At 36.8% G+C, this 25,968-nt stretch carries 14 protein-coding genes; 5 read left to right on the forward strand and 9 right to left on the reverse strand.

From position 1 onward, the window contains the following. Positions 1–8: 8 nt before the first annotated feature. Together tamL and ACFO3O_RS20775 are read right to left on the reverse strand one after the other, a co-directional pair. Positions 9–2,252 carry a translocation and assembly module lipoprotein TamL gene (tamL, locus tag ACFO3O_RS20770; protein WP_379982492.1) on the reverse strand — a complete coding sequence of 748 codons (2,244 nt, stop codon included), beginning with the start codon at positions 2,250–2,252 and terminating at the stop codon, positions 9–11. A 51-nt stretch (positions 2,253–2,303) separates the two neighbouring features. Further along, a complete protein-coding gene (locus tag ACFO3O_RS20775) occupies positions 2,304–7,373 on the reverse strand; it encodes a translocation/assembly module TamB domain-containing protein (RefSeq protein WP_379982466.1) in 5,070 nt (1,689 codons plus the stop codon). 506 nt (positions 7,374–7,879) lie between these two features. Here ACFO3O_RS20775 and ACFO3O_RS20780 point away from each other — a divergent pair. Next, positions 7,880–8,014, forward strand: a complete 135-nt coding sequence (locus ACFO3O_RS20780; protein ID WP_379982468.1) for a hypothetical protein — start codon at positions 7,880–7,882, stop codon at positions 8,012–8,014. A gap of 132 nt (positions 8,015–8,146) precedes the next feature. Here ACFO3O_RS20780 and ACFO3O_RS20785 read toward each other — a convergent pair whose 3' ends face one another. The 3 genes from ACFO3O_RS20785 to ACFO3O_RS20795 are packed head-to-tail and all read right to left on the reverse strand — an operon-like array spanning position 8,147 to position 10,578. Further along, a complete protein-coding gene (locus ACFO3O_RS20785) occupies positions 8,147–8,872 on the reverse strand; it encodes a LytR/AlgR family response regulator transcription factor (protein ID WP_379982470.1) in 726 nt (241 codons plus the stop codon). Then, positions 8,869–9,924: a sensor histidine kinase gene (locus tag ACFO3O_RS20790; RefSeq protein WP_379982472.1), complete on the reverse strand. Its 1,056-nt coding sequence runs from the start codon at positions 9,922–9,924 to the stop codon at positions 8,869–8,871. Before ACFO3O_RS20790 ends, ACFO3O_RS20785 begins: the two co-directional genes overlap by 4 nt. 3 nt (positions 9,925–9,927) lie before the next feature. Next, on the reverse strand, positions 9,928–10,578 hold the full coding sequence (locus tag ACFO3O_RS20795) for a hypothetical protein (protein WP_379982474.1): 651 nt from the start codon (positions 10,576–10,578) through the stop codon (positions 9,928–9,930). A gap of 189 nt (positions 10,579–10,767) precedes the next feature. Here ACFO3O_RS20795 and ACFO3O_RS20800 point away from each other — a divergent pair, with 189 nt between their 5' ends. Together ACFO3O_RS20800 and ahr are read left to right on the forward strand one after the other, a co-directional pair. Then, positions 10,768–13,167, forward strand: a complete 2,400-nt coding sequence (locus tag ACFO3O_RS20800) for a TonB-dependent receptor (RefSeq protein ID WP_379982476.1) — start codon at positions 10,768–10,770, stop codon at positions 13,165–13,167. 780 nt (positions 13,168–13,947) lie between these two features. Further along, the gene (gene ahr / locus ACFO3O_RS20805; RefSeq protein WP_379982478.1) at positions 13,948–14,955 is read left to right on the forward strand and encodes an NADPH-dependent aldehyde reductase Ahr; all 1,008 of its coding nucleotides are present in this window, start codon (positions 13,948–13,950) and stop codon (positions 14,953–14,955) included. A gap of 233 nt (positions 14,956–15,188) precedes the next feature. On the opposite strand, the gene ACFO3O_RS20810 is transcribed toward ahr, so the two are convergent. The 4 genes from ACFO3O_RS20810 to ACFO3O_RS20825 form a co-directional block, all read right to left on the reverse strand. Further along, complete coding sequence (locus tag ACFO3O_RS20810; RefSeq protein WP_379982480.1) at positions 15,189–16,313, reverse strand: response regulator; 1,125 nt, start codon at positions 16,311–16,313, stop codon at positions 15,189–15,191. Continuing rightward, positions 16,314–16,754, reverse strand: coding sequence for a response regulator (locus ACFO3O_RS20815; protein WP_379982482.1), 441 nt, complete (start codon positions 16,752–16,754; stop codon positions 16,314–16,316). A gap of 30 nt (positions 16,755–16,784) precedes the next feature. Then, complete coding sequence (locus tag ACFO3O_RS20820) at positions 16,785–20,243, reverse strand: hypothetical protein (protein ID WP_379982484.1); 3,459 nt, start codon at positions 20,241–20,243, stop codon at positions 16,785–16,787. 519 nt (positions 20,244–20,762) lie between these two features. Beyond that, positions 20,763–22,025: a PDDEXK-like family protein gene (locus ACFO3O_RS20825; protein ID WP_379982486.1), complete on the reverse strand. Its 1,263-nt coding sequence runs from the start codon at positions 22,023–22,025 to the stop codon at positions 20,763–20,765. 722 nt (positions 22,026–22,747) lie between these two features. Between ACFO3O_RS20825 and ACFO3O_RS20830 the strand changes: the two genes are divergently transcribed. Together ACFO3O_RS20830 and ACFO3O_RS20835 are read left to right on the forward strand one after the other, a co-directional pair. Then, the gene (locus ACFO3O_RS20830) at positions 22,748–23,527 is read left to right on the forward strand and encodes a helix-turn-helix domain-containing protein (protein WP_379982488.1); all 780 of its coding nucleotides are present in this window, start codon (positions 22,748–22,750) and stop codon (positions 23,525–23,527) included. Positions 23,528–24,041: 514 nt separating this feature from the next. Next, the gene (locus ACFO3O_RS20835) at positions 24,042–25,421 is read left to right on the forward strand and encodes a serine hydrolase domain-containing protein (protein ID WP_379982490.1); all 1,380 of its coding nucleotides are present in this window, start codon (positions 24,042–24,044) and stop codon (positions 25,419–25,421) included. Positions 25,422–25,968: the final 547 nt, after the last annotated feature.

Here is a 25,968-nt window from a genome sequence, read left to right on the forward strand (position 1 = left end):
TCATCATATTAAAAAGGATAGCCGATGGCAAAATTCAATACTGGTTCGTCGACTTTAAATTCAAAGCGTTCTCCTTCAGGAGCAGTCGGGTCTTGGAAAGGAGCCGCAAGATCAAATCGAATCACAAAACCTTGTATATCTACCCGTAGCCCAATACCAGCACCTATTCCCAATTCGTTGATAAAGTTGCTTGTAAACTTTCCCCCTGGTAAGGCTTCGTTTTCTTTGGATAACCAGATATTACCAGCATCTGCAAAGACGGCACCTTTTACATATCTAAAAATGGGGAAACGATATTCAACATTGGCCTCTAAACGGATATTTCCTGTTTGATCAAAGAAAGTTCCATTGTTGGTGCTTCCGCCCGAAAAAGTTCCGGGTCCCAAAGAACGAATTCTAAACGAACGAACACTATAAGGACCTCCAGAAAAGTATTGTTTTATAAATGGTAATACGTCTGAGTTTCCGTATGCAAAGCCGTATCCAGCAAATAATCGAGTGGCTATTTTCTGTTCATTTCCAAGATTAAAATGATAACGGATATCGGCATCTACTTTGGCATACTGCGCATATTCTGCACCTAGGAAGGTTTTTCTAGTGCTACCTTCTTGCGTTTGCCCTAAGAGACTAATACTGTTTCCAGCGATGTCCACCGTGGAGTTGATATAAAACTTATTTTTTTTCTTAGAGACCAATCCGTTGTAAATAAAGGAATAGGTAAGTCCAGAAATGAACTGCTGTTCAAAGCTTCGCTGTAAAAAAGGATTTTCAGCTAGAATATCATCAAATTCAGTCGTGGTATTTGAAAGCTCTGTGTAGTTAATGGATATAGGATATACCTCGTGCGTTACATATTTGTTAGCCGTCCAGATATATCCAAATTGACCTGTACCAGACAGCAGGGTATATAGTTGACTTCTGTTCAAGAATTCTGCTCCTACACCTATTTTGGTTTTAGGGATGGTATATTCAAATACATCACTATCTATCTTGATAGGAGCGATGAGACGTGGAAGTATTAAACTTGATTTTAGGCTTAGTTCTAAACTACTCAATCCTGCATTAGTACCGCTTGCAATTTGCACTTCGTACCCTATATTTGCACTGATATTGAGTGATTCCCCTCCTTTATATAAATTTCGGTTATTAAATGTAAACCCTAATGCGGGGCCTGCAAAATTATTAGATTTTGTAACCGCCTGTAATTCGGCTCGAATAGATCGTTTGTTTAAAGGGGATAAATAGATAGAAGCCTCCAGATTCCGAGTACTGTCTGTCGACATAGAATCGACTTCTTCATATTGAATATTTACAAACTTATAGGCGCCAATAGTAGAGAGTCTACGTGCTGTATTCTTAGATGTAATAGGATTGTAAAGATCACCTTCTTCTAGGGTAATAAACGGATCTAGGTATTTTGGTTTAAAAAAGTCATTATCATTTACAAAGTTTTTATTTTCATAGCGAACGCTTTCTTTTTGTAAGGAATCATTTTGTAAATCGTAATTTGAATATACGTTCACTTTGGAGACAGTATATGGGACTATGGCTTTTTGCGGAACATCTTTCTTTATGGTTAGAAAAAGATCAAATCGTTTGTTTTTATATTGATTGGTATCTGCTTCAAATAACAAAAAATTAGGATTGAAATTATAATATCCTTTTTGTTTGAGTTTACTATCAATACGTTCTCTTTCTAGTTGTAATGCGTTTAAGTCATAACGCATTCCTTTCTTGAATTTTGAATCTGTAACCAACTCTTTAAGATCTTCATAAATAGGGGATGCTACAGTGTCTAATTGATAAGTTTCTAAGACATAAGGACTTGATATCTTTAGTGTGTAGGTGGCGCTTGCCCGTTTCTTTTTGTCGTCTTCTGTGGTGTAAGAAGCTGCTTTGTTGTAATAAAAACCTCTGTTTTCTAGTCGGTTTCGTAGTAATTCTTCTATTTGAAATGTTTTTACATCACTTAGATAGACGGGTTTTTCTCCTGCGTTCTTAAATAGTAGTTTATTTATAAAACCTGGCTTTTCTTGTTGGTTTTTATAATAGAAGTACAGTTTTGGGTACATCCCTAAAAACTTCTTATTGGGGGTAGGACGGAGTACTTCTTCCAGAACTGTTTTTAATTCTTCTTCGTTTTTTATAAGCGTATCGCTCTCGATTTCTAAAGACGCGCCTGTGTATAATAATTCACCTTCAGGAATAAATTTTTGAATACTACAGGATACCATCAGTGTCGCACTGATCATACTTAGTAAAGCAATATAAACACGGTGTGTACTCACGATATGGTATATAAATTAGTTTTCCTCATCTTTGATCCCTTCTGTTTTTGGCGGGTCATTTTCTTTATCCTTCTCATCGTCATTTTCCTTTTTTTCTTCTTCTTCTTCCTCTTTCTCCTTTTTCTTAGTTGCTTTTTTGAAGAACAGCGCCTCTTTCAATTCACTGAATCGGTTGAATTCTTGTGTAAAAATAAGCGCAATACCGCTCGTAATGGTTTGTCCATCTATGACATTTTCAAATTCGTTTCGTCTAAACCCTTTGAGACGGTATCTCCCATCTTCTGTGAGAATATACTCTAAACTCACATTTCCAATAAGTGGCGTAGCTTCTCCTGTTGCGCTACTTCCTTGTAAGTCGACTTCACTGCCTACGCGTACAATAAGCCGATCGTCAAATAGTTTCTTTTGTGCTGCAATATCCAGCTGTGTTCGTTCTGTAGGGCTTTCGCCTTGATAGTCGGTGTAACTGTCTACTCCAAAGTCGAGCTCTACACCTGTATCTCCAAGAATTTTATCTGAAAACACATTCAGCTGATCAGAAAGTGCGTCATTCAGGTTATCTCTAGCTACGGTCACGGCACCACCACGACTTCCGTCACTCCCTGGTTCAGGATAAAAACGATTCAATACTAAGAGCGAAAATACTTGCTTATTCAGTTCTGCTTCTTGCTGATTGAGTTGTTGGAGTCTCCCATATACCTGTCCGCCGATGGCTCCTTGTTCGTCTTTAGGCATGTCCAAATTAAAGGATATTTTGGGTTGTAATAATTCACCATCAATATTTAGATACACATAAAAGGGGAGAACTTGTCTAAATTTTCCTCGCACCGATGGATCCGCACCAGAGGTTTGTGCTGCCATTAACGAAGCCGCTGAGGTATCTACATTATACAGGGCTTTTACATCAAGTTCTGCATCAAAAGGATCGCCAGACCAAGAAATACGGCTTCCTTCTACGATCTCAAATCTTCTGTTGACCAAATTGTAGAGATTCATTTCATAGTGACCATTTACCACATTGTAGACACCCACAAGATTCATACGTCCATTGGGTCGCATGGTAAAATTAAAATCACCTTCTCCAGACACTTGGAAGTTGTCTTCTGTTTCTTCATCGATGATGATTTTTACTTTAGCGCCCTTTCCAACATTGATCAGTGCCGAAATATCAAACCCAGTAACGGTAGCGGCTGTTTGCGCTTCTGTATTCGTAAGAATCGCATCCGGATTCTCTCTGTTTACAAAAACAACTACCCCCTCTTTTTCTTCTATATTCACAGCAGCCGAAGGCATAATGTACGTAACATTTGTGGTAGGTGATACTGTGAGTTTAAGATCTATTTTGGGAATTTGCAAATCGCCTGTTACTTTGGCATCGGCGTTAAATGCTGCAGTTCCATAAAGGAAATTATTGTCTTTTTCGGTCGCATTAAGGATTTGGAAATTAGTAGCTTTCACCGAAAGGTTAAACGAAGGATTTATGATGTTTTTAGTCCCAATAGACCCTGAGAGCACGAGTTTATTTTTATTGGCATCAAGTATGGTAAAATCATTTAAAGAGAGCCCCTGATTGTTAATATTCAGCTTTTCATTGGGAAGTGTAAAAGGTGTATTGAACTTCGTTACTTCAAATTGAGCCTCTTTAAAATTAAGTTCGCCTGTATAGTTAGGTGTATCGATAGGGCCATCTATATCAAAGGAGCCTGTAAAAAAACCACTTGCATTGCTCACTTCACCTAACGTAAAGCCTTCCAGCGCTTTCATAGTAAATCGAGTGATATCAAGATCTAAATTAAGTGTAGGCCCTTCTTCATTGGCTAGATAACCTCCTGTCACATCCAATTGAACCTCACCTCCTTTAACTCCCAAATTAAAATCATATTTAGCATCCCCCAATGCTTTAGCATCCATCGTTAGTGTTCCCAGCGGAACATCGAGTACCTGTAGTTTGTTTATGGTAAGGTCTGCGACCACGCCTAGATCAGTAAAGGGGTTTTCTATAATAAAATCGCCATTGAGGTTTCCGTCTGCAAAACGTTCATCGGGATTCAAATAATCGAGTACCTCTCTAAGTTTGAAGTTTGTATGAACAATAGCAATATGCTCTTTTTCTATGGAAGGGAATTTGTCTGTCACGGCAATGGACTGACCATTTTTAGTGATGTTAAAGTCATTAAATTCCAGCTTATTTTCTGTGTAGATGATCTCATTAGAAGCAGGAATCACCCAAGGATTTTTGTTGAGAATTAAATCTTCAGGTACCACAGCAAAGCGTAAGCGTTCTCTATTTCCAGTAATACGGGATTGTATGTGTACTAACTTTTCATCATCATCATAGGAGAGGAATTCAAGATCTAGTTCGTTATTCACTTGGATGCCTGTTAGGCTCGTTTTTTTAATCGAAAAGGGACCTGCACTGATTTCATTAAACCCAAGATCAAAATTAAAATCACTATGGTCTGTTGCTATAGAGAAGGCAAGACTGTCTATTTCATTTCCAGCGTAGTTGATGTGGGGTGCAACTACATTGGCATTAAGTTGTCTTGATTTTTCGTCAAAATCTACCGCAATGTTGATGGTGTCTATATCTTTTATATTCACGAGAAATACTTCATTCAATAAAGGCGCCTGACTGATAGTTCCTTTCATTTTGATACGCACTGGATCTGTAATAGTGTCAGGAACTTCGGTATCTCGGTAAAAATAGCTAGATATATGACGTTGTACAGCATTTCCAAATGTTTGAGGATCTGTGTTTGAAGCTAATTCAAGATCTAGGATTTTGTTTTTTATGGAGATCGCAGTTGTATCTGTCCGTACATAAGCCGCGGCATCAAAACTTCCTAATAAATAGGTTTGATTATCATATACCACCACACCATCGATGATACTTCCGTCGACTTCATAGTTTTTGGCATTGCCTTTAAAATTGGCTCTCAGTTGTAAGCCTGTTCGCACATCACGATCCATCAGTCCTAAGGCCTGTAGGTCGGCGCCAATAATATTCATGTTGATATTGGCTTCAGGAGCGATTGAATCTGCCACCACCAATGCTTCTAGATTCATGTTAAGATTCTCATCTTTATAGTTGGAGGTAACTGTTCCTTTTCCATTTTTGATCGCGCCATTAAGTGTAAGGTCTTTGATAGCATATTCATTGAGTGCAAAGTTTGAAATGGTCGCGCTAAGATCTGCATCTAAAGAGTTGATGGTGGTACCTCTTCCTTTACTAGTAACGGTCAAACTGATAGGCCCTAGTTTTTCATTTTGAAGTAATTGGTCTAGTCGGTATTCCTGTAGGTTGATAGTGGCATTAAAAGCGACCTCTTTTTTATTCTCAAAGGTTCCTTTTACAGAAGCAATTCCTTGGGAGGTGGTTCCTTTTAAGTTGGTGTCAATCACATCCATACTTCCACTGATACGCCCAGTTACTTTGATCGTTTCGGGAAGTTGTACACTCAGGTCTTTTTCTTTTACAAAGCGGATAAGATCAGTTCTGGTGGTTGATGCGTTCACTTTCGTGAAATCAAACCCTAAAGCATCTGGATCTGTGACATTTTTTAGGAGACCATCGGTCACTACAATTTCTGTGGCATTTCCCCATTGAATGGTTGCATTTGGAATCTGTATAGACGCTAGCGTGCCTTGCGCTTTTAATACGCCCGTAATCCGTTTTGTACTGAGGGTCCTTGCGTATTCATTTTCTTTAAGCGATGGTTGAAAGGTAAAGATCTCTTTGGGATCCAATTGAAAGGTTGGGAAATCCAATGCTACCGTACCAGATTCAGGGGCATTGATAAAACTAGACAAGGAAGTATATTCTAGCTGAAACCGCCCCTGTAGGCGGTTATTATTAACGGCAATATCAATAGCTTCTGCCGTAAGCGTACGATCTGTTATGTTAAAACGAGTGGCAACGTTTTGGAGGTGAATCCCAGACGCCTCATTAAAACTCAATGTTTCCATATTCATACCCGCAGCTCCTTCTTTTACAAACATATCTGTTCCTTCGAACGAAAGATCTTCAAGAAAAAGTGCATTTGGATTAAAAACACCCTTTTCAGGAACGGCAGTATCAACCTGGTACGCTATGGTATTTCGCGAAAGCGAAATCCTCCCAACCTCAATATCCAATAATGGCCATTCAAATTTCTGTGTACTATCTATTGTGGTTGCTTGTGCACTAGATTTCATCTGAATATCGATCTTAGAATCTGCCAACTGTACCCTGGTAACATCAATCGTATTGGTTTGGAGATCCATCAGCGGGATTTCTGTAAAGAGAGAATTGATGTTTAGAGTTGCTTCTAGACCACTCCCTACATCGGCATAGTCGGTCACGACATTCTGTACCGTTATTTCATTAAAAGTGAGTATCGGTAAAGGAGTTTCTTCATCAGAAGGAGGGATAGGGCTTTGATGGTATTTGATTCGAGCGTCTTTTAGGACGGTTTTTGATACGTGAAATGCCATTTCTTCCAGATTGATATCATCAACTTCCAACAGCATCGATCCGATGACAAACTTGCTATCGATTCCTGTGACATCATCTACATAATCAATGTCAAAGTCTGTAAACGAAAGATCTCCGAGCGTAATCGTTGGCGTAGGGGTTGGTGGCTCTGAAACTGATGCTTCAGAAGGCGCAGCAAAGGCATCGATTAAAAATTGAAAATTAAATCCGTTAATTGTATCCTTTCTGATAACCGTAGCTCTAAGACCTTCCCAATCTAATGAAGAAATCTCAACACCTTCCCCGTTAATTAGGGGCCAGAGGGCAACACCTGCTTCTAGTGATTTTGAGTAGACAAGGGTATCGCCTTTGGGCTCTTCTACATAAAGCCCTTCCAACATCAAATTGCCTTCAAAAGTCAGGAAAAAACGGTCAATATCAACACGGGTTTTGGTTTTGTCTGAGATATAGGAAGTGATCTTATCGACAATGATATTCTGTCCCCATGGACTTCGCACAAAAAGAATTAAGGCAATGAAAACTAGGAGTAGCACAAGAAGTGATTTGCCTATAAAACGAAGTATTTTAAAACGTTTTTTCTTTTTTATGTTGTCTTTGTTGACTTCTTTCACAGGGGGTTCTAATAGGAATTTTATTCGATCATCCAGGTTTAAATGCTCCGAGGCTTGCCCCGAAATTAAATGTTGTTTTTTCTTAAAATGCCCCGTGGACTCGCCCCGAGGTAGTTTACTATTCTCTAATGTAGCGCTTATTTTATAATAGGCTTAGAAACTGTAAATGTATAACATTGCTATAAATTGTCTAGGCTCACGGTAGGGGTAATTTTGACGTATTAACATTAATTTATGGTTGAGTGTGTGAGTCTTTGAGTGGTGAGTCGATGAGTTGAGAAGTTTAATTGTTTATGAGCGTTTTTTAGTCTAGATTCTTTTTAGTCTTTTAACCCGCATTATGCATTAGAAAATCTATTACAACTTAAATAAGCTTCAAAATATACCGTTACACTACCTTTTTAAGTTTAACCATAGCGATGCTATGCTAAAACTCAGAAAACGCCATATTTTATTGCTTCTTTAAACCTCATTACGAAGTTCTAATGCATAATGCGGGTTTAATCTTGAGTTCTATTCTAAAAATAAAAACGATAAACAAAGCTCCTCCTCTCTACAAGGTATGTGCTGAGCCTGTCGAAGTAGGAGGTGGCTGTGTCGAGGTACGAGATACAGACGGAGGGGAGCCTGTTTCTTTTTAGTCTATTCTCTATATTCTATAAGCGCAGCGGTCTAGATTCTAGACTCTTTTTAATCCTGAGTCCTGAGTCCGCTCCTGCCTGCCGGCGAGGCCGGTTCGCAAAAGCATATAAAGCAATACTACAATTTACCCATCACAACATCAATTCCTTAATCTTATCGGCATAACTGCGACTGACTTTTACTTTTTCGTCATTTTTGAGAATCAATAAATAACTTTTACCATACTTAGCGACTTCTTTGACAGCCGGGAGGCTGACGATGCTACTGCGGTGTATGCGTAAAAACTGGGTTGGATTCAACTTTTCTTCTAGCTGACTAATGCCCCGATTGCTGATGAAGGTGTCTTTGGCATCATAGATTTTAGAATAATCGCCATAAGCCTCTATGCGATAAATATCCTCAGTGGCGAGCGTGACGTATTTGTTGCCTTTTTCGACAATAATGCGGTCAGGATAGGTGGTTTTGGACATGATATGCTGATCGGCAAGGGGAAGGATTTGTTTGGGCGAATTGTCCTTTAACTTTGAAATCGCCTTATCAAAACGCTCTCTGGTATAGGGCTTTAGAAGATAGTCTACCGCGTGGACTTCAAAGGCTTGTAAGGCATATTTATCATAAGCGGTACTAAAAATGATGGTGGGTAATTCTTCCAAATGTTCGAGGACATCAAAACCGGTTAAGCCAGGCATTTGGATATCCATAAAGACTAAGTCCGGACGAAACTCATTAATAATTTTAATCGCATCTACACCATTATTGGCTTCGCCAACAAGGATAAGCGCTGGGTGATTTTCTAAATATTCTTTGATCAACGCACGCCCTGATTTTTCATCATCGACTATGACTACTTTTTTCATAATTCAAATTGCACTTTGAGTCCGCTAGGAAGATTATCACTCACGTATAAGGTAGATTGATACATTTTTTGAAGACGTTTTTGGGTGTTACTCAAACCTACGCCCAAAGTAAAAATAGCGTCTTTATCATCTACACCTACGCCCGTATCACTGATTTCAAAAAGGAGTTTATCGTCCTTTTCTTGAATGACAATATCAATTCGGCCGCCTTTTACCAGCGGAGAGATTCCGTGTTTTACGGAGTTTTCAACCAACGGCTGTAGGATCATTGGTGGAATTTTTCGCGAAAGCAATCCATCATCCACCGTAATCATAATGGAAAGGCGATCTTCAAATCGTTTTTGCTCTAGCTTTAAGTACTTGTTGACAAATTCCAATTCTTCGGCAAGCGTGACAACATCCTCCCGACTCGCTTTAAGCTGATACCGAAACAGATCTGAAAGCTCCGCAATCATCTCCCGAGTTTCTTCCATTTCTTTTGGGACACTCGCATTAATCGTATTAAATACATTATAAAGAAAATGCGGATTCAACTGTGCTTTGATAGCACTTAATTCACTCTTGAGTGCTGAGTTTTTGAGTTCAATCTCATACTGTAACCGTCGCTGATTAATCACATAATGCTCATACGCATGAAAAATAGCAAACTGAATCAGGTAAAACAGTGCAGGAATATAAATATCCCATACCTGCCCGTTGCCCTCCATGTGCCATTCTCCTATAAAATCACATGTTAGATAAAATAATTTCCAAGCAAATAAGATAAAAAAGGGAAGACCTAAAAAGTGGAGGAGGAGTCTATATTTAAGAGGTCTATTCCTAAATATCCGAAATATAAAGAACCAAACAATAGTGGTGGCAACAAACATAAAGGTGTATTGCATGCCTTCTGTAAAGTACCACTCTTCCAAATCCCATATCGTATCATTAGGATCATTCTGTCCCCCTCGATTAAAATAAAGCGTCACATGATAACAGAAAGAAAGTACAAGATATACACTTATGACGGCAAAAACCTCTTTAATTCGTATGTTGAAAATGCCTTTTTTCATAGATTAGTTTTTATCAAATACCCACCACAATTCTTTGTTAGATGGACGATAGCTCAATTTAATAATTCCTTCCTTAGTTTTAATAAGATACTTGCCTGTTATTTCAAGATCCTTTCCATCTTGCCAAGCAGAAAGTTCACCATCACGATAATACACCACCACATCATTAGAAAATTCTATACTGGCATTGTACCCCGTTTTGTCGTTGTTTGCAAAATACCGAGCTCGGGTCATAGACACACCATTACTCGTCATCGTTGATGCTCCGTAGGTTTCCCCTTCTTTCGCACGACCATACATTTCTCCTTTCCTAGATCTCCCATAGGTGTATTTGGTAGCTGGATTGTAATCGACGTCAGTCTCTCCTAAAGAAAGCGTACCGCTAGAGATTTCGTACACATCAGGTTCGTCATTCCAGGTGGTAAATACAAATAAGGTGATAGGCATTTGCACTTTATACACTTTGATGGTTTCTAATTCTGAAGGACTTAACACCGTATTCCCATCGGCATCTTGCGCTACAAAACCAATCCCTGGTGGATAACTGATTTCTTTTTGGTCATCCAATTGAATTTTTAGATAACTCGTTTCTGTGGCGACGGCCGTAAAGGTTATCAATAAAAGTCCTATTAACCATGCGATATTCTTTTTCATAACTAATTATTTTTTTGATTCAGATCAAAACTAGGGCGATTTCACCGAGTATCCATACACCTTTCGATGAGTCGCCCTATAGATCGCCCAATGGTCCTTTGTCCATTCATCAGGCTATGGTACGGTTCGTCGGTTCTTTATTTAGTAGGATACATGCATCGCGCATATTTGCAGCAAACAAATACTACTATGAACACTCGAATGCTATTTTTTACATTGCTGCTGGTTGTATCCGCTTTCGCGAAAGCGCAAACTTTAAAAGGCACCGTCATATCCGAAACACAAACCCCATTACCTTATGTCAATGTCATCATCAATACCACCGAAGGCACACTTGTAAAAGCGGCCATCACCAATGAACAAGGTGCATTTACCATCACAGATCTAGCACCCAGCACCTATACGCTAATGCTTTCTTTTGTGGGATATACTACGGTCGAAACCTCTATTACCATCACCACCGAAACCCTAGCGCTAGCACCCATCCAACTCCAACTCGCCACCGAAACGCTAGAAGAAGTCACCGTGGTAGCTGAACGCCCCATCATTCAAGTCGAACCTGATAAAACCATTTTTAATGTTGCAGGAACAGTAAGTAGTGCGGGCAATAATGGCATCGAACTCCTACGGAAAGCGCCAGGCGTGCGTTTAGATAATAATAATAATGTGATTGTCGAAGGAAAAACAGGGGTGCTCATCTACATCGATGGGCGACAGAGTTTCCTGCAAGGTGACGACCTTACCGCGTATTTGCAGTCTTTGCAAGCTGATACCATAGACAGCATCGAAATCATCACACAACCCTCTGCACGTTTTGATGCCGCAGGAAATGCAGGGATCATCAACATCCGTCTCAAAAGGGAAAAAGGACTCGGTACCCGCGGGAGTGTGTCTAGTACCGTGACCGTGGGGGATTATATGCGAACGAACAATTCGTTGTCCCTCACCAGCCGTCTTAAAAAATGGAATCTGTATGGGACCTATTCTAATTATATCGGGCGTTCTACGGGGTTTATTGATCTATTCCGGATTCAAGGAAACACCATTTTTGATGCACAAACCGATTCAGAATATGATGGTTTTTCAAATAATATCCGTTTTGGTACCGATCATTACGTATCCAAACGCAGTACGCTAGGGGCTGTGTTGACTGCCAACCTCAACGATTCCGAAAGCCGATCCAACAGCCGTACGCCCATCATCAACCGCACCACAGGTACCATTGATAGTATTTTACGCGCGCCCAATCGCTCTGAAAGTAATTCGGTGAATCTAGGCATGAACTTTAACTATCGCTATCAGGATACCACAGGCACCGTTTTTAGCGCCGATGTTGATTATGGACGCTATACCCGCGATCGACTCAATAACCAGCCTAATTTTTATGTCACGCCCTCGGGCGAGGTGCTAAATGAAAGTATCACCAATCAAGATACGCCCATCAACATTGATATTTATGCCGCCAAAGTCGATTATGAACAAAAATTGGGCAACGGCACTTTTGAAACAGGCCTTAAAGCCTCTAAAGTCCGTACTGATAATACGTTTGATTTCTTTGATGTTATCAATGGGATGGATGTGCTCAATCTCAATCGGAGCAACGAATTTTTATATGATGAAAAAATTTATGCCGCTTACGCGAAATATAACGCAGGCACAGGCAACTGGAAATTTCAAGGCGGTCTCCGCGTGGAGCGTACCGATTCCCAAGGCGACCTGACTGCCGATAGTGACACGAATAATCAGTCCGTGAGTCGAACGTACACCGATCTGTTTCCTTCGGCAGGCGTGACCTATGCCCTCAACCGAACCAATTCCTTTGCCCTCAACTACAGCCGACGGATTCAGCGCCCGAATTATCAAGACCTCAACCCTTTTGAGTATCAGTTAGACGAACTTAGTTTCAGACGCGGAAATCCCTTTTTACAACCCCAATACACCAATAATGTAAAACTATCACACACCTATAAATATACGCTCACCACGAGTGTGAGCTATTCCTATGTCAGTGACTTTTTTGCCCAAGTCACCGAAGCTGTAGGCGAGACCCGAAACTTTCTAAGCACCCGTAACGTCGCCGATCAGGAAGTCTATAACTTCAGTATTTCCTATCCGTATAAAGTCAATAGCTGGTGGAATACCTACACCAATGTCTATGGTTCGTACAGTAAGTACACCGCGACCAACCCTGCTTTTATCTCTACCTCTCAAGAAACGTTTGGTTTCTATGCGCAAAGCACCTTTACACTCCCCAAGGACTACAAACTAGAAGTTAGCGGCTGGTATAGCAGTCCGTCGATATGGGGTGGAACGTATGAGATTAAGAGCTTAGGTTCGCTCAACCTAGCCCTACAAAAAACATGGAAGCAGTGGACGGGCAAAATCACGGTAAATGATGTGTTATACACCATCCCATGGGAAGGGATTACCCAATTTGGCGATTTGTTTATCGATGGCCGTGGCGGTGGCGATACGCGTAACGTGAATTTTTATATCCAATACACCTTTGGCAATAACGACGTCAAAAATGCCCGCAAACGCGATGGCAGTTTGGAAGATGAGAAGGGGAGAATAGGAGGGAGAAGTTGAAATTGAAACCGAAACCGAAATCGTAAGTTGAGGAGTTGAGGAGTCGGTAATTTCGATACACTTTCGCAAAAAAAGCGAAAGCACTCAATCACCTAACGTATCGTTTTTAGATAGCACTAAAGTAGGAGGCTGCGTGATTTTAGATCAGCACAGGGTGATGATTTAAAATTGTACCGAAGTCACCGGGTTTTGAAGTCTGTGAGTGGTGAGTCTTGAGTCTTGAGTCTATTTGTTTTAAACGGACTCGAAAGTTTGTCGTAAAATTTGAAGTGAAAATCCCGTAAAATTTCTGACTGTTTGAGCTTAGCGAGTTTCAGGAATTTAGGGATAGAACGATAAATTTAGACAAGGTTTCGCCAGCCTAGCCTTTTTTGTTTCTTTTTTTGGCAATGAAAAAAAGAAAAGAATAAAAATAAAAGTTCATTTCTTAAACGTGATAAGAGACCCTAACCCCCAAAGGGAGAACTTCTTACTCATTCTTCATTTAAAACAAAAATAGAGTAGTACTCTAAATTAGAGTACTACTCTATTTTTGTTTTAGTTTTATAAAAGTACAAAAGTCAGGCGGCTGAGTGATTTTCGGAGAAAATTGTACCGAAGCCCCGGGTTGTAAAGTCCTGAGTTTCTAATTTTAAGTTCTATTTTAAAAATCAAGCGTATCAGCTAAGAAAAACAGCGAAGAGTATGAATTCCCTCTTTGGGGGTTAGGGGGCTTTCTTATCTAAAATCAGTACCTTAGTGCTTCTATTAGAACTCAACTAACACTCAAAAAAACAGACCATGAAAGTACAAGCATATGCCGTTTCGGCACCCGAAGAAAAATTAACCCCCTTTAGCTACGAATTAGGCGAATTAGGCAGCGAACAAGTCGATATTAAAGTGCAGTATTGTGGGATATGTCATTCCGATCTGAGTATGATGCAAAATGATTGGGGCATGACCCAATATCCATTAGTTCCCGGCCATGAGATTATCGGTGAAGTCATTGCGGCAGGGGATGCGGTTAAAAATATCAACGTAGGGGATACTGTAGGTTTGGGGTGGACATCTGCCTCCTGTATGGGTTGCCAGCAATGTATGAGTGGCGATCATCATCTGTGTAGCACGAGTGAAGGAACCATTGTCGGAAGACACGGAGGCTTTGCCGATTATGTACGCGGACATTGGTCGTGGGCGATTGCGTTACCTGAAGGGATTGACAAAAGTAAAGCCGGCCCCTTGTTATGTGGCGGCATTACGGTATTTAACCCGATTATTTTATCAGGGGTATTGCCTACGCATAAAGTGGGGGTCATTGGTATTGGCGGACTCGGTCACATGGCGCTGAAGTTTTTAAAACATTGGGGCTGTGAGGTGGTTGCTTTTAGCTCTAGCCCAGAAAAGGAAGCCCAAATTCTCGACATGGGTGCGACCAAAGTCATCGATTCTACCTCACCCGAAGCCCTCGAAAGTATCGCGGGTACGCTTGATTTTATATTAAATACCACCAACGTCACCTTAGATTGGAATTCCTACCTCACCACACTCGCACCCAAAGGAAAATTTCATACGGTAGGTGCTGCGATGGAACCGTTGGAAATCCCTGCCTTTAGTTTGATAGGCGGTGAAAAATCAGTAGGAGGGAGTCCCATTGGAAGCCCTGCACTGACCAAAACGATGCTCGACTTTTGTGTGCGTCACAATATTTATCCTACGGTAGAAGAATTTCCTATGGATGATATTAATGAAGCGGTGCAGCATCTGAAAGATGGAAAGGCGCGGTTTAGAGTGGTGTTGAAGAATGGGTAGAGGATTTTTTTTTTAATAAATTTATAAAAACGCTTTGAGTATGCCTGAATGTAGGGGTGCTTTAAGCGTTTTTGTTTTTTTCGATTTCGCGAAAGGGTATATTGAAACTGTCGAAATAGGGTGGAAAGGTTTGTTTTTATTAAGAATGAACTGAATTGTAAATTAGATAAATCTAAAAAGAAAATCTAAATCGACTTGATCATTTCTTGTTACTTCTTATATATTAATTAAATTTATTTTTCAACTTTAGTGTATTTTATATTTAATGTGTCAAAAAAGTCTTCAACCATATATTTTATAGGATATAAATACTCTCTCTTTGTTTTTTTAATATGCATTGAAAATTTTTTTTTATAATCATCTTTGATTTTAAACAAAATAAGTAAAGATTCTGAATTAGTAAATCCTAATTCTTTTAAATTATTTATATTAAACTCTTTATTTATTTTTTCAATTTTATCCTTATCAATAACTAAACTATCTAAATTTCTAGGAGTTAGCCATCCTTGTTTGTGCGAATAGTCCCATAAACCTTCGGAAATTAAATCTTCAATTACGGTAGGAAAAGTAATTCCTTTATTCTTAATCGACTTTATTATTGGAGAATATTTATAGCAAGATTTTTTAATATGAAAAGTTTTACCTTCCGCTGAATTAACATCTATACTTTTTCTTAATTTATTAATTGAAGTAATTCCTGATTCGTCGTCATCGAACAAACCAATGGATTTTACATATAATTTATCATTAATTTTTGTTGTTAATGATTTAGCCCATATAAACAATTGTCTTTCTACCCATGAAGCACCGCCTCCATATTTTATAGCATCTATATAGACACTGTCTAACTTATTAGGATAATACAATAACATAACAGTTTCAATTATTTGTTTATCAGTTATACCTTCAACAAAAATGGTTTCAATTTTTTCAACATTTATTCGAGATTTTACCAAACTAATATGGAATATTAGATCCCTTAGTGCTACTTTCCAATATTCTTCACTTGCTTCAAAATGCCAAACTTTCCAAACATTTTTTAAATCTTTTTCAAGTTCTGGAAATTGTGTCAAACCTATAATAAACATAGGGACGTTAGTTTTGTTTTTTCGTCTGTATAGGTTTTTAACAAGAGATTGACCTCCTGAATCATTAGGTAAATCATCATGTCGCAATGGCATTTTTAAATCTGTAATCAACAAATGAAATTCTTTTTTTTGCAAATACTCAATAGCCTCTTGTACATTAGATGCCTGATTGATAGATAAAACATCATTAACATTTGATTTAATGGTAGAAATTATTGCAGTGATTTTATTTATATCATCATCCACAATTAAAATACTTATATTACCCATTTATTTATTAATTAATAATGTTAATTTTTCTTGCCAACTTTCATCACCAGATTTATAAAACACTGCTCCTTTATAAAAACTTTTAAAATTTTCTATATATTTTAAATTCAATTCGTCGAAAGTGATAGTGCCAGATTTTGTAGGAAACACATCAAACATTGTAAACAAAATGGTTGGTATTGTCAATTTCCTTCTCTTCATTTCTCTAAGAATTTTTTCACCTCCAAACTGTTCATAGTTTCCTCCAATATCATTTTTCCCTTTCTCCCAAAGAGGAATTGTCATATCCAAAATCAATAAATCATAGTTTTTAATTTTAGCTTTCAACTCGCTTAGTCCAGATTGAAAAGATTCCTCAATTTTAATTATATCATTTGAAAAATAGAGAGACAATTTTTCAATCTTTTTTTTATCATCTTCAATGATTAAAACCTTTTTCATTTGTTGCTTAATTTTACAATATTCATTTCTTTAACTAGGAAGAGGGAAGTACAGCTTTATTTCTATTGTATTATTTGCAAAAGAGAAATCAAACCTATCCGTTTTTGAGTATGTTTCATATAACAAAATTCTTTTGATTTTATCAAACCCACTTTCCCCTTCTTTATTTGATCTATCAATATTCTTATGATCATTCCAGTTTTCCTTGACCTTATTCAATCTATTAATATTCATTTTATAATCTGTATTTGGTTTTAAATTATTACAGAATGCCATACAAATGAACTTATTCTCAACTAGGTCAATATCTAAGCTTATCTTGTTTTCCTCGGATGGTAGTTTTGAGTGTTCAATGACATTATTAAATAAAATATTAAAGACAAATATTAAACTACTGTACACATTAAAATCCCGACAATTTAGATTAACTGTAGGACTAATTTGATAATTTGGTTTTATTTTGTTTGTAAGTTCAACACTTGCGTTAATTACATGAATGATACTGAGTGGTTTAGTTGAATTTGTAGTGTTCAAGTAAAACCACTCTGAAATAACTTCCAATTCATTTTGAATTTCAGTATTAGATTTAGTTAAATTTGGAATGAGTTGGCAATCATTAGGTAGGTCTAATTTTCTTAATTCAGATATAGTACCATCAATTATTCTTTGGAAATTTCGCCATATTTCTTGTGTAAATTGTTTTCTTACAGCAATCTGAACATCAACTAACATATGATTAACTAAATTTGTTAGAAGAGTATCGATTATTCGTTCTATAGAATCAAAATCACCTCTATTTAATAAGTAATATTCGTATAAGATATTATCATTAGTAAAAAACTTAAATATGCCATATTCTTTATCTCTTGTTTTTTCTGTTTGTATTTGAATTAATTTTTCTACTATGAAAGAAGAATACTCATCTATATCTTTAGAAAATGACTTTAAAATTTTTTGTGTTCTAATATTCAAATAAAAGTGACCTTTTAACTGCTCTTTCCAAACTTCATTATCTCGATAAACATCATTAAGTTTTGAAGTTACTAACTCAAATTTTTCAAAAACACTCCGAATATGGTTTTTTAATGCTCCATGTCTAATCCTTGTACTCAGACTACTATCTAATCCATATTCTTTACTAAATAACAAGTTTTCTCTTGATTCTAGATAAATATTTTTAAAAGCTAAATAATCAGCTGAATTATAAGAATCAATAACATAACGACTTCCTGAGAGTAATCCTTCCCAGTTTTGATGATTAGAAGCATTAAATCCAAATAAGGCTTGAACTGATGTAGATTGTTCAATTTCCTTGAATCTTTTAAAATCATCTTGGAACTTTTTTACTTGGTTTTTTTTTAGGTTATCAACATCAATATATAACCTTCCAGCATCCACTTCTTTTAAAACTTTTCTAACAGAATTAATTCTATAAATTTCATTTATTTCTTTCTCATATTTAAGTTTATTATCAGGGTTATGCCTAATTAATTCATTTAAAATACTTACTCTATCTTCTTCCACCTCACTAATTGAACCGTATTCAGTAGAATACTTTATTGTATCTATTGTCACAACATTTTCAAGAAAATAAATTGTTCTTTCAAAGTTGAATTTTTCAATTAATCTATTTATATCCATAGAAGATAATTCATCAATTTCTTGAGAAACTAAAAACTCATCATATACTTCATATAAATCATATTCCTTTACATGCATTGATACCAAAATAGGAAATTCAATCAAGTCATATAAGTCTTCTTTAGTATCAATATCTGATAAATAATTGTATAATTTATAATCTTGAACCTTTCTGGTTTTAAATGTTTTATTAAAAAATATCTCTCCAAATAACAAAAGAGCTTCTTTAAATAAATCTAAATTCAAGTAAGAATTAAATAATAGACTAACCTTTCTATCGTAATAATAATTAATTCTATTTAATAGCTTATCGTTCTTTAAATCTTCAATTACAGATTTATAATCACCTTTTTTAAATTTTCTAATAGCACTATAACTTTTTTGCTGTTCTTTAGAATTAGAAATTAAACCTTCAAAATCTACATCAAACCCAAGCTTGAATCTATTAACTTTAAAACAATGTGAATTACTTAATGCATTTAAATTTTTTAGATTACTTGAGCGATATTTTGAAAAGTATAGAAACTTGAAAGTACAATAATTTGAAGCTAATAAGCCTCTAATATAATTTCTGTCATTTGTTCCTTCAATTTCAGATAATAAACTAAAAATTTGCACACCTAAATTAGTATTCATTAAATGCAATGAGATATTAAGTAGAGTAGTGAAATTTTCCTTTTCATTTATATCAAAAGAAAATAAATGAAATACACTGGAAAGAATTTTATCTGAAGTTACGCTCAATTCTAATGCCTCAAAACCCTTATCAATGTTAATTAAAGATTTACAATAAATCTCATAATATTGAAACTCGAGAGGATTCTCTATTAATCCTTTTTTTGATAATTCTAAAGATTGTTCAAAATTTCCTCTATAATATTCATCCATGCAATTCAGAAAAACTTCATTTTCAGTGGAATTATCAAAATCTTCCTTTTGATTTATAAGATTATAAATATTGTAGATGCGAGGATCGTTCGTTATTATCTTTTTTGCATTTCTTAAGAAAACCTCATATAATCTATCGTTTTCCCGTGTTTCATTGATGTTATAACTAATAGCATCGATTAATATTAAATATTTGTCTATAACTGAAAAAACATTTGCGATATAAAATATGCTTTCAAGGTTTTTGTACCTATAATCATAGTCAGGATAATTAAAATTCTTAAAAACAAAGAAATCTTCCATCATTCCATTTGTGTTTATTGTATCAATATCATTTTGAAATTGATTCAAAAAACTTTCAAAACTCATTTTAGATTCAATTCTTTTGCTACTTGAATTAATTATAAATTCATAAAGGGAATTTTTAATTTGACTTATGGAATAACTTAATTTATTCCAATTAGATTTTGTGCCATTAACTCTGTCTTCAATAATAAAATTAGCCTCTATACTCCAAAGGCTTATTCCAAATTTACCTTCAATCTTTTTGAGTATATTTTTTGCTTCTTTAAATTGATCCTTGATTACAAATACTTCAAAATCATTTTTCCAACCAAGAAAAATATTTATATCCTCAAAATAAGCTTCGATTGAAGCAGCAAGCCATCTAAATTCTATTTTTAAATCTTCTGAAAACCCAAATGGTTCTTTTATATAAATACTATTGAGGCTATGAAAGTACGGTTGTTTATTTAAAATTTTTTTTATTAAAGGATTTATGGATAAAGCTTCTTTAAATTTTCCAGAATTTACATTGTGTTTTATTTGTTCAATTTTTTTAGGAAGATTATTATTCCTATTGCTCATGATTACTCTTACTGCCTTTTTATATTCCATTAAATCTTGTGTGATTTTTGTTTTAATATACTTTATTGTAGATGAAAATGGTTGCTCATACAATAGTGACTTTTTTAAGCTGTTGTAATAGGTTTGATTTTATTATTTAAAATATATTTCAATTTATGTATAAATAACTCGGTAAGAAACATAGCTTGAAATAACTTTTCTTTTGAGTTATGGATGTTCTCTTAACTTGAATGGTAGAGTTAAAAAAAGCACTTTATATATAAGACAGATGCTTGGTATATTGTCATTTATGATATTAAGAAATTAATCTTTTTAAAATTACTGAATTTATACGCATAAAATCACATATTCAAAAAGGTATTTTTTTGATGTTGTGGTGTTCACGAAAGTATAATCAAAGATACTTTAAGGGTTTTGACTATGTTTACGGAAACCCGTAGTTGAAATCCTTTAACTCCCGAAGCCCCTAAAGAGGGGACTTATAAAGTATTAAAACATAGTGATTGAGTAAAGTTCCCTGACTCCTGATGATCCTTCGTTTTCTTTTGTTTAGGTATAAAATACTATCATTTTTTATAAAAATAATAGTGACACTATAAATATTCTTACAACTCAATTCTGAAAATCAGTCTCAAGATTAGGTTTTTCAATCAAAGACGCTTTATGAATTTCTTTTAAGGTAGGTGTATATTCCTTAATGAAGGTTACGGCTTGTTCTGTAACATATTGAACTGCATCTGTGAAAAAGGTAGTGTCAGCATCTCCAAGTTTTTTCAATAAATTTTCACTGTTTAAATGAAAGCTGTTTCCGTCTCTAGTCTTGAGGACTCTCCGCACGGGCCACCATTGTGATAAACGTTTATCTTCGTTTTGGTTTATGTATTCGATTTCTAAAGGTATATGCAATCGATCTAAAATTCCTATATAAAGTTTGCCACCATCATTTCCCTTGCCACTAAAGGATTCTATACCAAATTCAATTTTTGCATTTTTATCATCTACTAATTTTATAAAAATTTGAGAAAAATGATAGCTTGCAGAATACCCTTCTGTTACAACATACTCAGAAGATACGGACGATTTTAGTTTGTTTGAAATAGCTAATCTGAAACCTTCACGAATGTTGTAAATGATGTCGTTATAATTATGAGCGATATGCTTTGCTGCATCAATGTTGTGAAGGATTACTTTTTTTAATTCATCTTCGCGGGTTTTATCCATGGTATCTGTCATTTTTTGAATAAGAATAAGGTATTGTTTAAGTGAGCTTTGAACTAGGAATTCGTTTTGAGAGTTTTCTAAGCAATTTTCTAACCAATTGGTAATATGGGTTTTGTAAGAGATGATTTCAAAATCTTTTCCTAATTCTAAAGGGTGATAACTTTGTTCTTCTGGGGAAGTGCCAAAAAGATTTAAGTAATAAATGCGTGATCGTTCTTTATTGTATTTACTATACCTAAACAACTGTCTACGTTGATCCTTGGCATATATTTTATTTTCAATAGCGAGTGTTTTACCTGAATTAAAAGTAAGTAAGATATCTATAAATCCTCCTTTTGTATACTCTTCATCAATCTTGCCTGTATGATATTCGGCAACGACTTTTACTTTCTGTAAATCCTCATCAGAATACTCATAGCTAATTTCGTCAAGAAATAATTTTAGAAACAGCTCGTCCTTATAATGATTTCCTTTCGGATCAAGTAAAGCTACTAATACGGCTGAGTGGGTATAGGTTTCATTACTTTCCATATTCATAATAGAAAAGAGGTTAAAATCTTCTCCACGTTCTCGTGCTAATGCTTCGTGATTTACAATGATATCTTTGACATCCTTAAGTAAATGTTCAGTATGCTCTACATTTATATTGTTCATAGCTTGATGTACTGTGTTTTATTTAAAAATTTGATTTTCAAAAAAATAAAATCAAATATACTCTAAGTGTTATTAGGATCATTACGGAAACCCACATTGCGAGTGTATGAGTCGGTAATTTCGGTACACTTTCGCGAAAAGCGAAAGCACTCAATCACCTAACATTTATTTTTAGATAGCACTAAAGCAAGGAGGCTGAGTAATTTTAGATCAGCACAGCGTGATGATTTAAAATTGTACCGAAGTCACCGTATTAGCGAGTTTAAAAGTTTATGGGTTTAAAAGGTTAAAGGGGATAAGTCTTTCAGTCTAGAATCTAGACTCTTTTTCAGTCCTGATTCGTGAGTCTTGAGTCCTAATTCTTTTAAAAAAAAGATACCTTTGCCCACATGCAAAACGGCGGTACATTTTTATCGATGCTGTTGCTCCTTGGGACGGTACAAGGGCTCATCACCGTGGGGGTGTTGTACAGGCTCAAAGTCAACCAAAAAGCCAATAGACGCCTCGCGTGGATCCTATTATTAATCTCATTGGCCTGTCTCAATCTCTATATTCTCGAAGCAGCTCCCAGCCAAAATCTATTTTGGGATGTGGTGCAGTCAGTGGTGCCGTTGGTGGTGATCATGCCCGTGGGTCCGCTGGTCTATTTCTATATCCGAGCGTTACTGCGTTCGCCGCAGGCACTCTCCAAAAAAGATAAACGCCACTTCTATACCGTGATCTTGGATCTGCTCCCACATATCGTGATGATCGTTTTGATGATTGGTGGATTTTTGGGGTTGTTAGGTTCGTTACCTCTCGAAACCGTAAGCAATGCCATTGATACCTATACCACCTATATTGATATTCCGAGATGGCTCTCGCTGGTGATCTATCTTTGGATGTCCTACACCCTTTGGAAACGCACTCCTGTTATGGAGAAGGAGACCGCTTCCGCGAAATGGGCAAAACGGTTCCTCCTCGGTTTTACCGTGTTTTCAGGGATTTGGTTGCTGCATTTGATTCCGTATACCCTTCCGAGTCTTTCTCAGTACCTATTAGGCACAGTGGGATGGTATCCCGTGTATATTCCACTGGTGATTTTGGTGTATTGGCTAGGCATTAATGGCTATATCATTGGGTATAAAACCGTGTCTAAATCGGCAACGACGTCTTTATCCACCACCGATATTGAACATACCGTCACCACACTCAATATGCTCATGGAAGAAGCGCAGTGGTTTTTAAAACCGACCCTCAAATTACAAGAAGTCGTCACCCATACAGGGATTTCGCAAAAAACCATTTCGGCGGTATTGAATCAGCATCTCGGTAAAAGCTTTAATGAATATGTCAATACCTACCGCATCAACGAATTCAAAAAACGTCTCCTCGACCCAAGCCATGCCCATTTGACCATTACAGGCATTGCCTTTGAATGCGGTTTTAACTCCCAGGCCACCTTTCAACGCGTTTTCAAATCACTTACAGGCCAATCTCCGAAAGAATATCGGAAAGGGTAAAGCCCCCTAGCAGCCCCCTAGCCCCCAAAGGGGGGAGAGCCCCCTAACCCCCGAAGGGGGATTCTTACTCGGGTTCTTTTACTCTTGGGTGATTGAGTGTGTATGAAAAATAGAGTAGTACTCTATTTTCTAATAAAAGTTGTAGTTTACAAATAATCATAGGCGGCTGAGTGATTTTCGTAGAAAATTGCACTGAAGTCCCTAGTAGTAAAGTCCTAAATTTTAATTTTAAGTACCATTTTAAAAATCTAACGGAAAGCAAAAGGCTCCTCCCCTTGAAGAGGGGAGGTGGCTGTATCGAGGTGACGAGATACAGACGGAGGGGAGTTTTGTTTCTTTTTTTGGCTATTCAACAAAGTAAAAGAAGCAATATTTCAAATAATTAATATAAACCTACTCTCAATTCTAGATTTGAGTAGACTGAATAAGAGATATGCGTTTCTTTTGTACTAAAATTCCCGTGAAGGCGGGAATCTCATGATCTTAACGAAAACAAACATTGAAACATTCATACATGAAACACATCCTCAGAATATCCTTATTCCTTTTTACACTCTTCAGTTTTGCACAGCAATTCGACAACCAACTCGAAACCATCGATCAATTCCTCTCAGAAGAATACCCCAAAAACGAACCAGGAGCGGTGGTATTGATTTCAAAAGGGGATGAAATTGTATTTCAAAAAGCCTACGGACTGGCTTCGTTACAACCCAAGCGAAAACTGAAAACCGATATGATTTTTAGAATCGCATCGATGACCAAGCAGTTTACATCGGCGGCGGTGTTGCAATTAGTCGAAGCAGGAAAGGTCTCCCTGACAGATACGATTCAACAATATGTACCGTATTATCCTGTGAAAAAATATCCGATCACCATTCATCATCTATTATCCCAAACCTCTGGCGTTCCTGACTATTTTGATGTGGATGAAGATGAGTTTTATTTGCTTGCCAAAGACTATGAACCTAAAGATTTGATAGCGTATTATAAAGAGGAACCCCTGCGGTTTGAACCAGGTTCTCAATGGGAATACAGTAACGGGAATTATCCGTTGTTAAATGCCGTGATAGAGAAAGTTTCTGGCATGAAAAAACGAGCATATATGCAGCAATTTATTTTTGAACCGCTGGGGATGAAATCTAGTGCGATCGGAGATCCGGATCATGAGATTCCCGCCTTCAAGGGAATGAAGAAAAAGATCGTCACGGGATATGCCGAAGATGAAGTCGGCATTTTTAAGGAAGGTCCAGTAATGTCAAATACCGTAGGAGGGGTCCGTACGAATGTGTATGATTTGTATCTATGGCATCGTGCATTGCATGACAAAACGGTACTATCTGACTTTGTGGTCAGCCAACTCACCACCGAAAAGAAAACCAATACAGGTGAGGGGACTGGTTATGGCTATGGCTTCTTTATTAAGGAGTTACAAGGAAGTCCGACGGTGCAACATGGGGGAAATTTATTCGGCTTTACCAGTAACGGATTGTACCTGCCAGAAGAAGATGTATTTGTATGTGTATTGTCCAATACCAAATTTGATAGAACCCCTGACATTGCTGATTATATTGGGAGTGTGATGCTCAATAATCCAATTGTGATTCAAAAGAAATCAGAGATTGAACGTGACGCTTATAAAGAATATATCGGTGAGTATTATCTTAAAGGAGAGGAAAATAAACGTTTCGAAATACAACTATTTGACACGCAGCTTATCCTTGTTCCTATAGATGCTCCCGGGACTGCTACGACTTTACAAGCAATCACAACAGATCAGTTTAAAAGTAAAGGCGCTAACTTAGAAATCACATTTGTCAGAAATGAGAATGATGAAGTTATAGGCTTTTCAGCGGTGCAAAACGAGACGTATTATTTTGTGAAAGTAGCCCCCTAGCCTCCAAAGGGGGAAGAGCCCCCTAGCCCCCGAAGGGGGAACTCTTACTCAATCTTAAAAGACCAAATAGGAATTTTTGTGTTTTGGTTTTATAGAAGTACTAAAGCCAGGCGACTGAGTGATTTTTGCAGAAAATGGTACCGAAGCACCGGGTTGTAAAGCCCCCTAGCCCCCAAAGGGGGAATTAGAATAGTAATTCCTTTTCCCTTTAGGAGAAGGTTAGGATGAGGGAATAAAAACACACCCCTTAGTCCCCTCTTCCTAGAGGGGAAATTCCTGCTTGTAAATAAAAATAGAACAATATTCTATTGTAGATTAGTTTTATAAATAGTAAAAAAGCCAGGCGGCTGAGTGATTTTTGCAGAAAATTGTACCGAAGCCCCGGGTTGAGAATTGTGAAGTTTCTAGTCTTGATTCTTGAGGCATAATGGTCATAAATAGTTGGTAAAAACTCTCTGAGCCTTATATTTTACTGATGATTTGAGAAGTTATATGAAACACGTTTCATATAACTTTTTCTTTGTCCTTAAAATGGCAAAAAAAAAGC

The sequence above is a fragment of the Dokdonia ponticola genome, from assembly GCF_042653865.1.
In the GTDB taxonomy this organism is placed as follows: domain Bacteria; phylum Bacteroidota; class Bacteroidia; order Flavobacteriales; family Flavobacteriaceae; genus Dokdonia; species Dokdonia ponticola.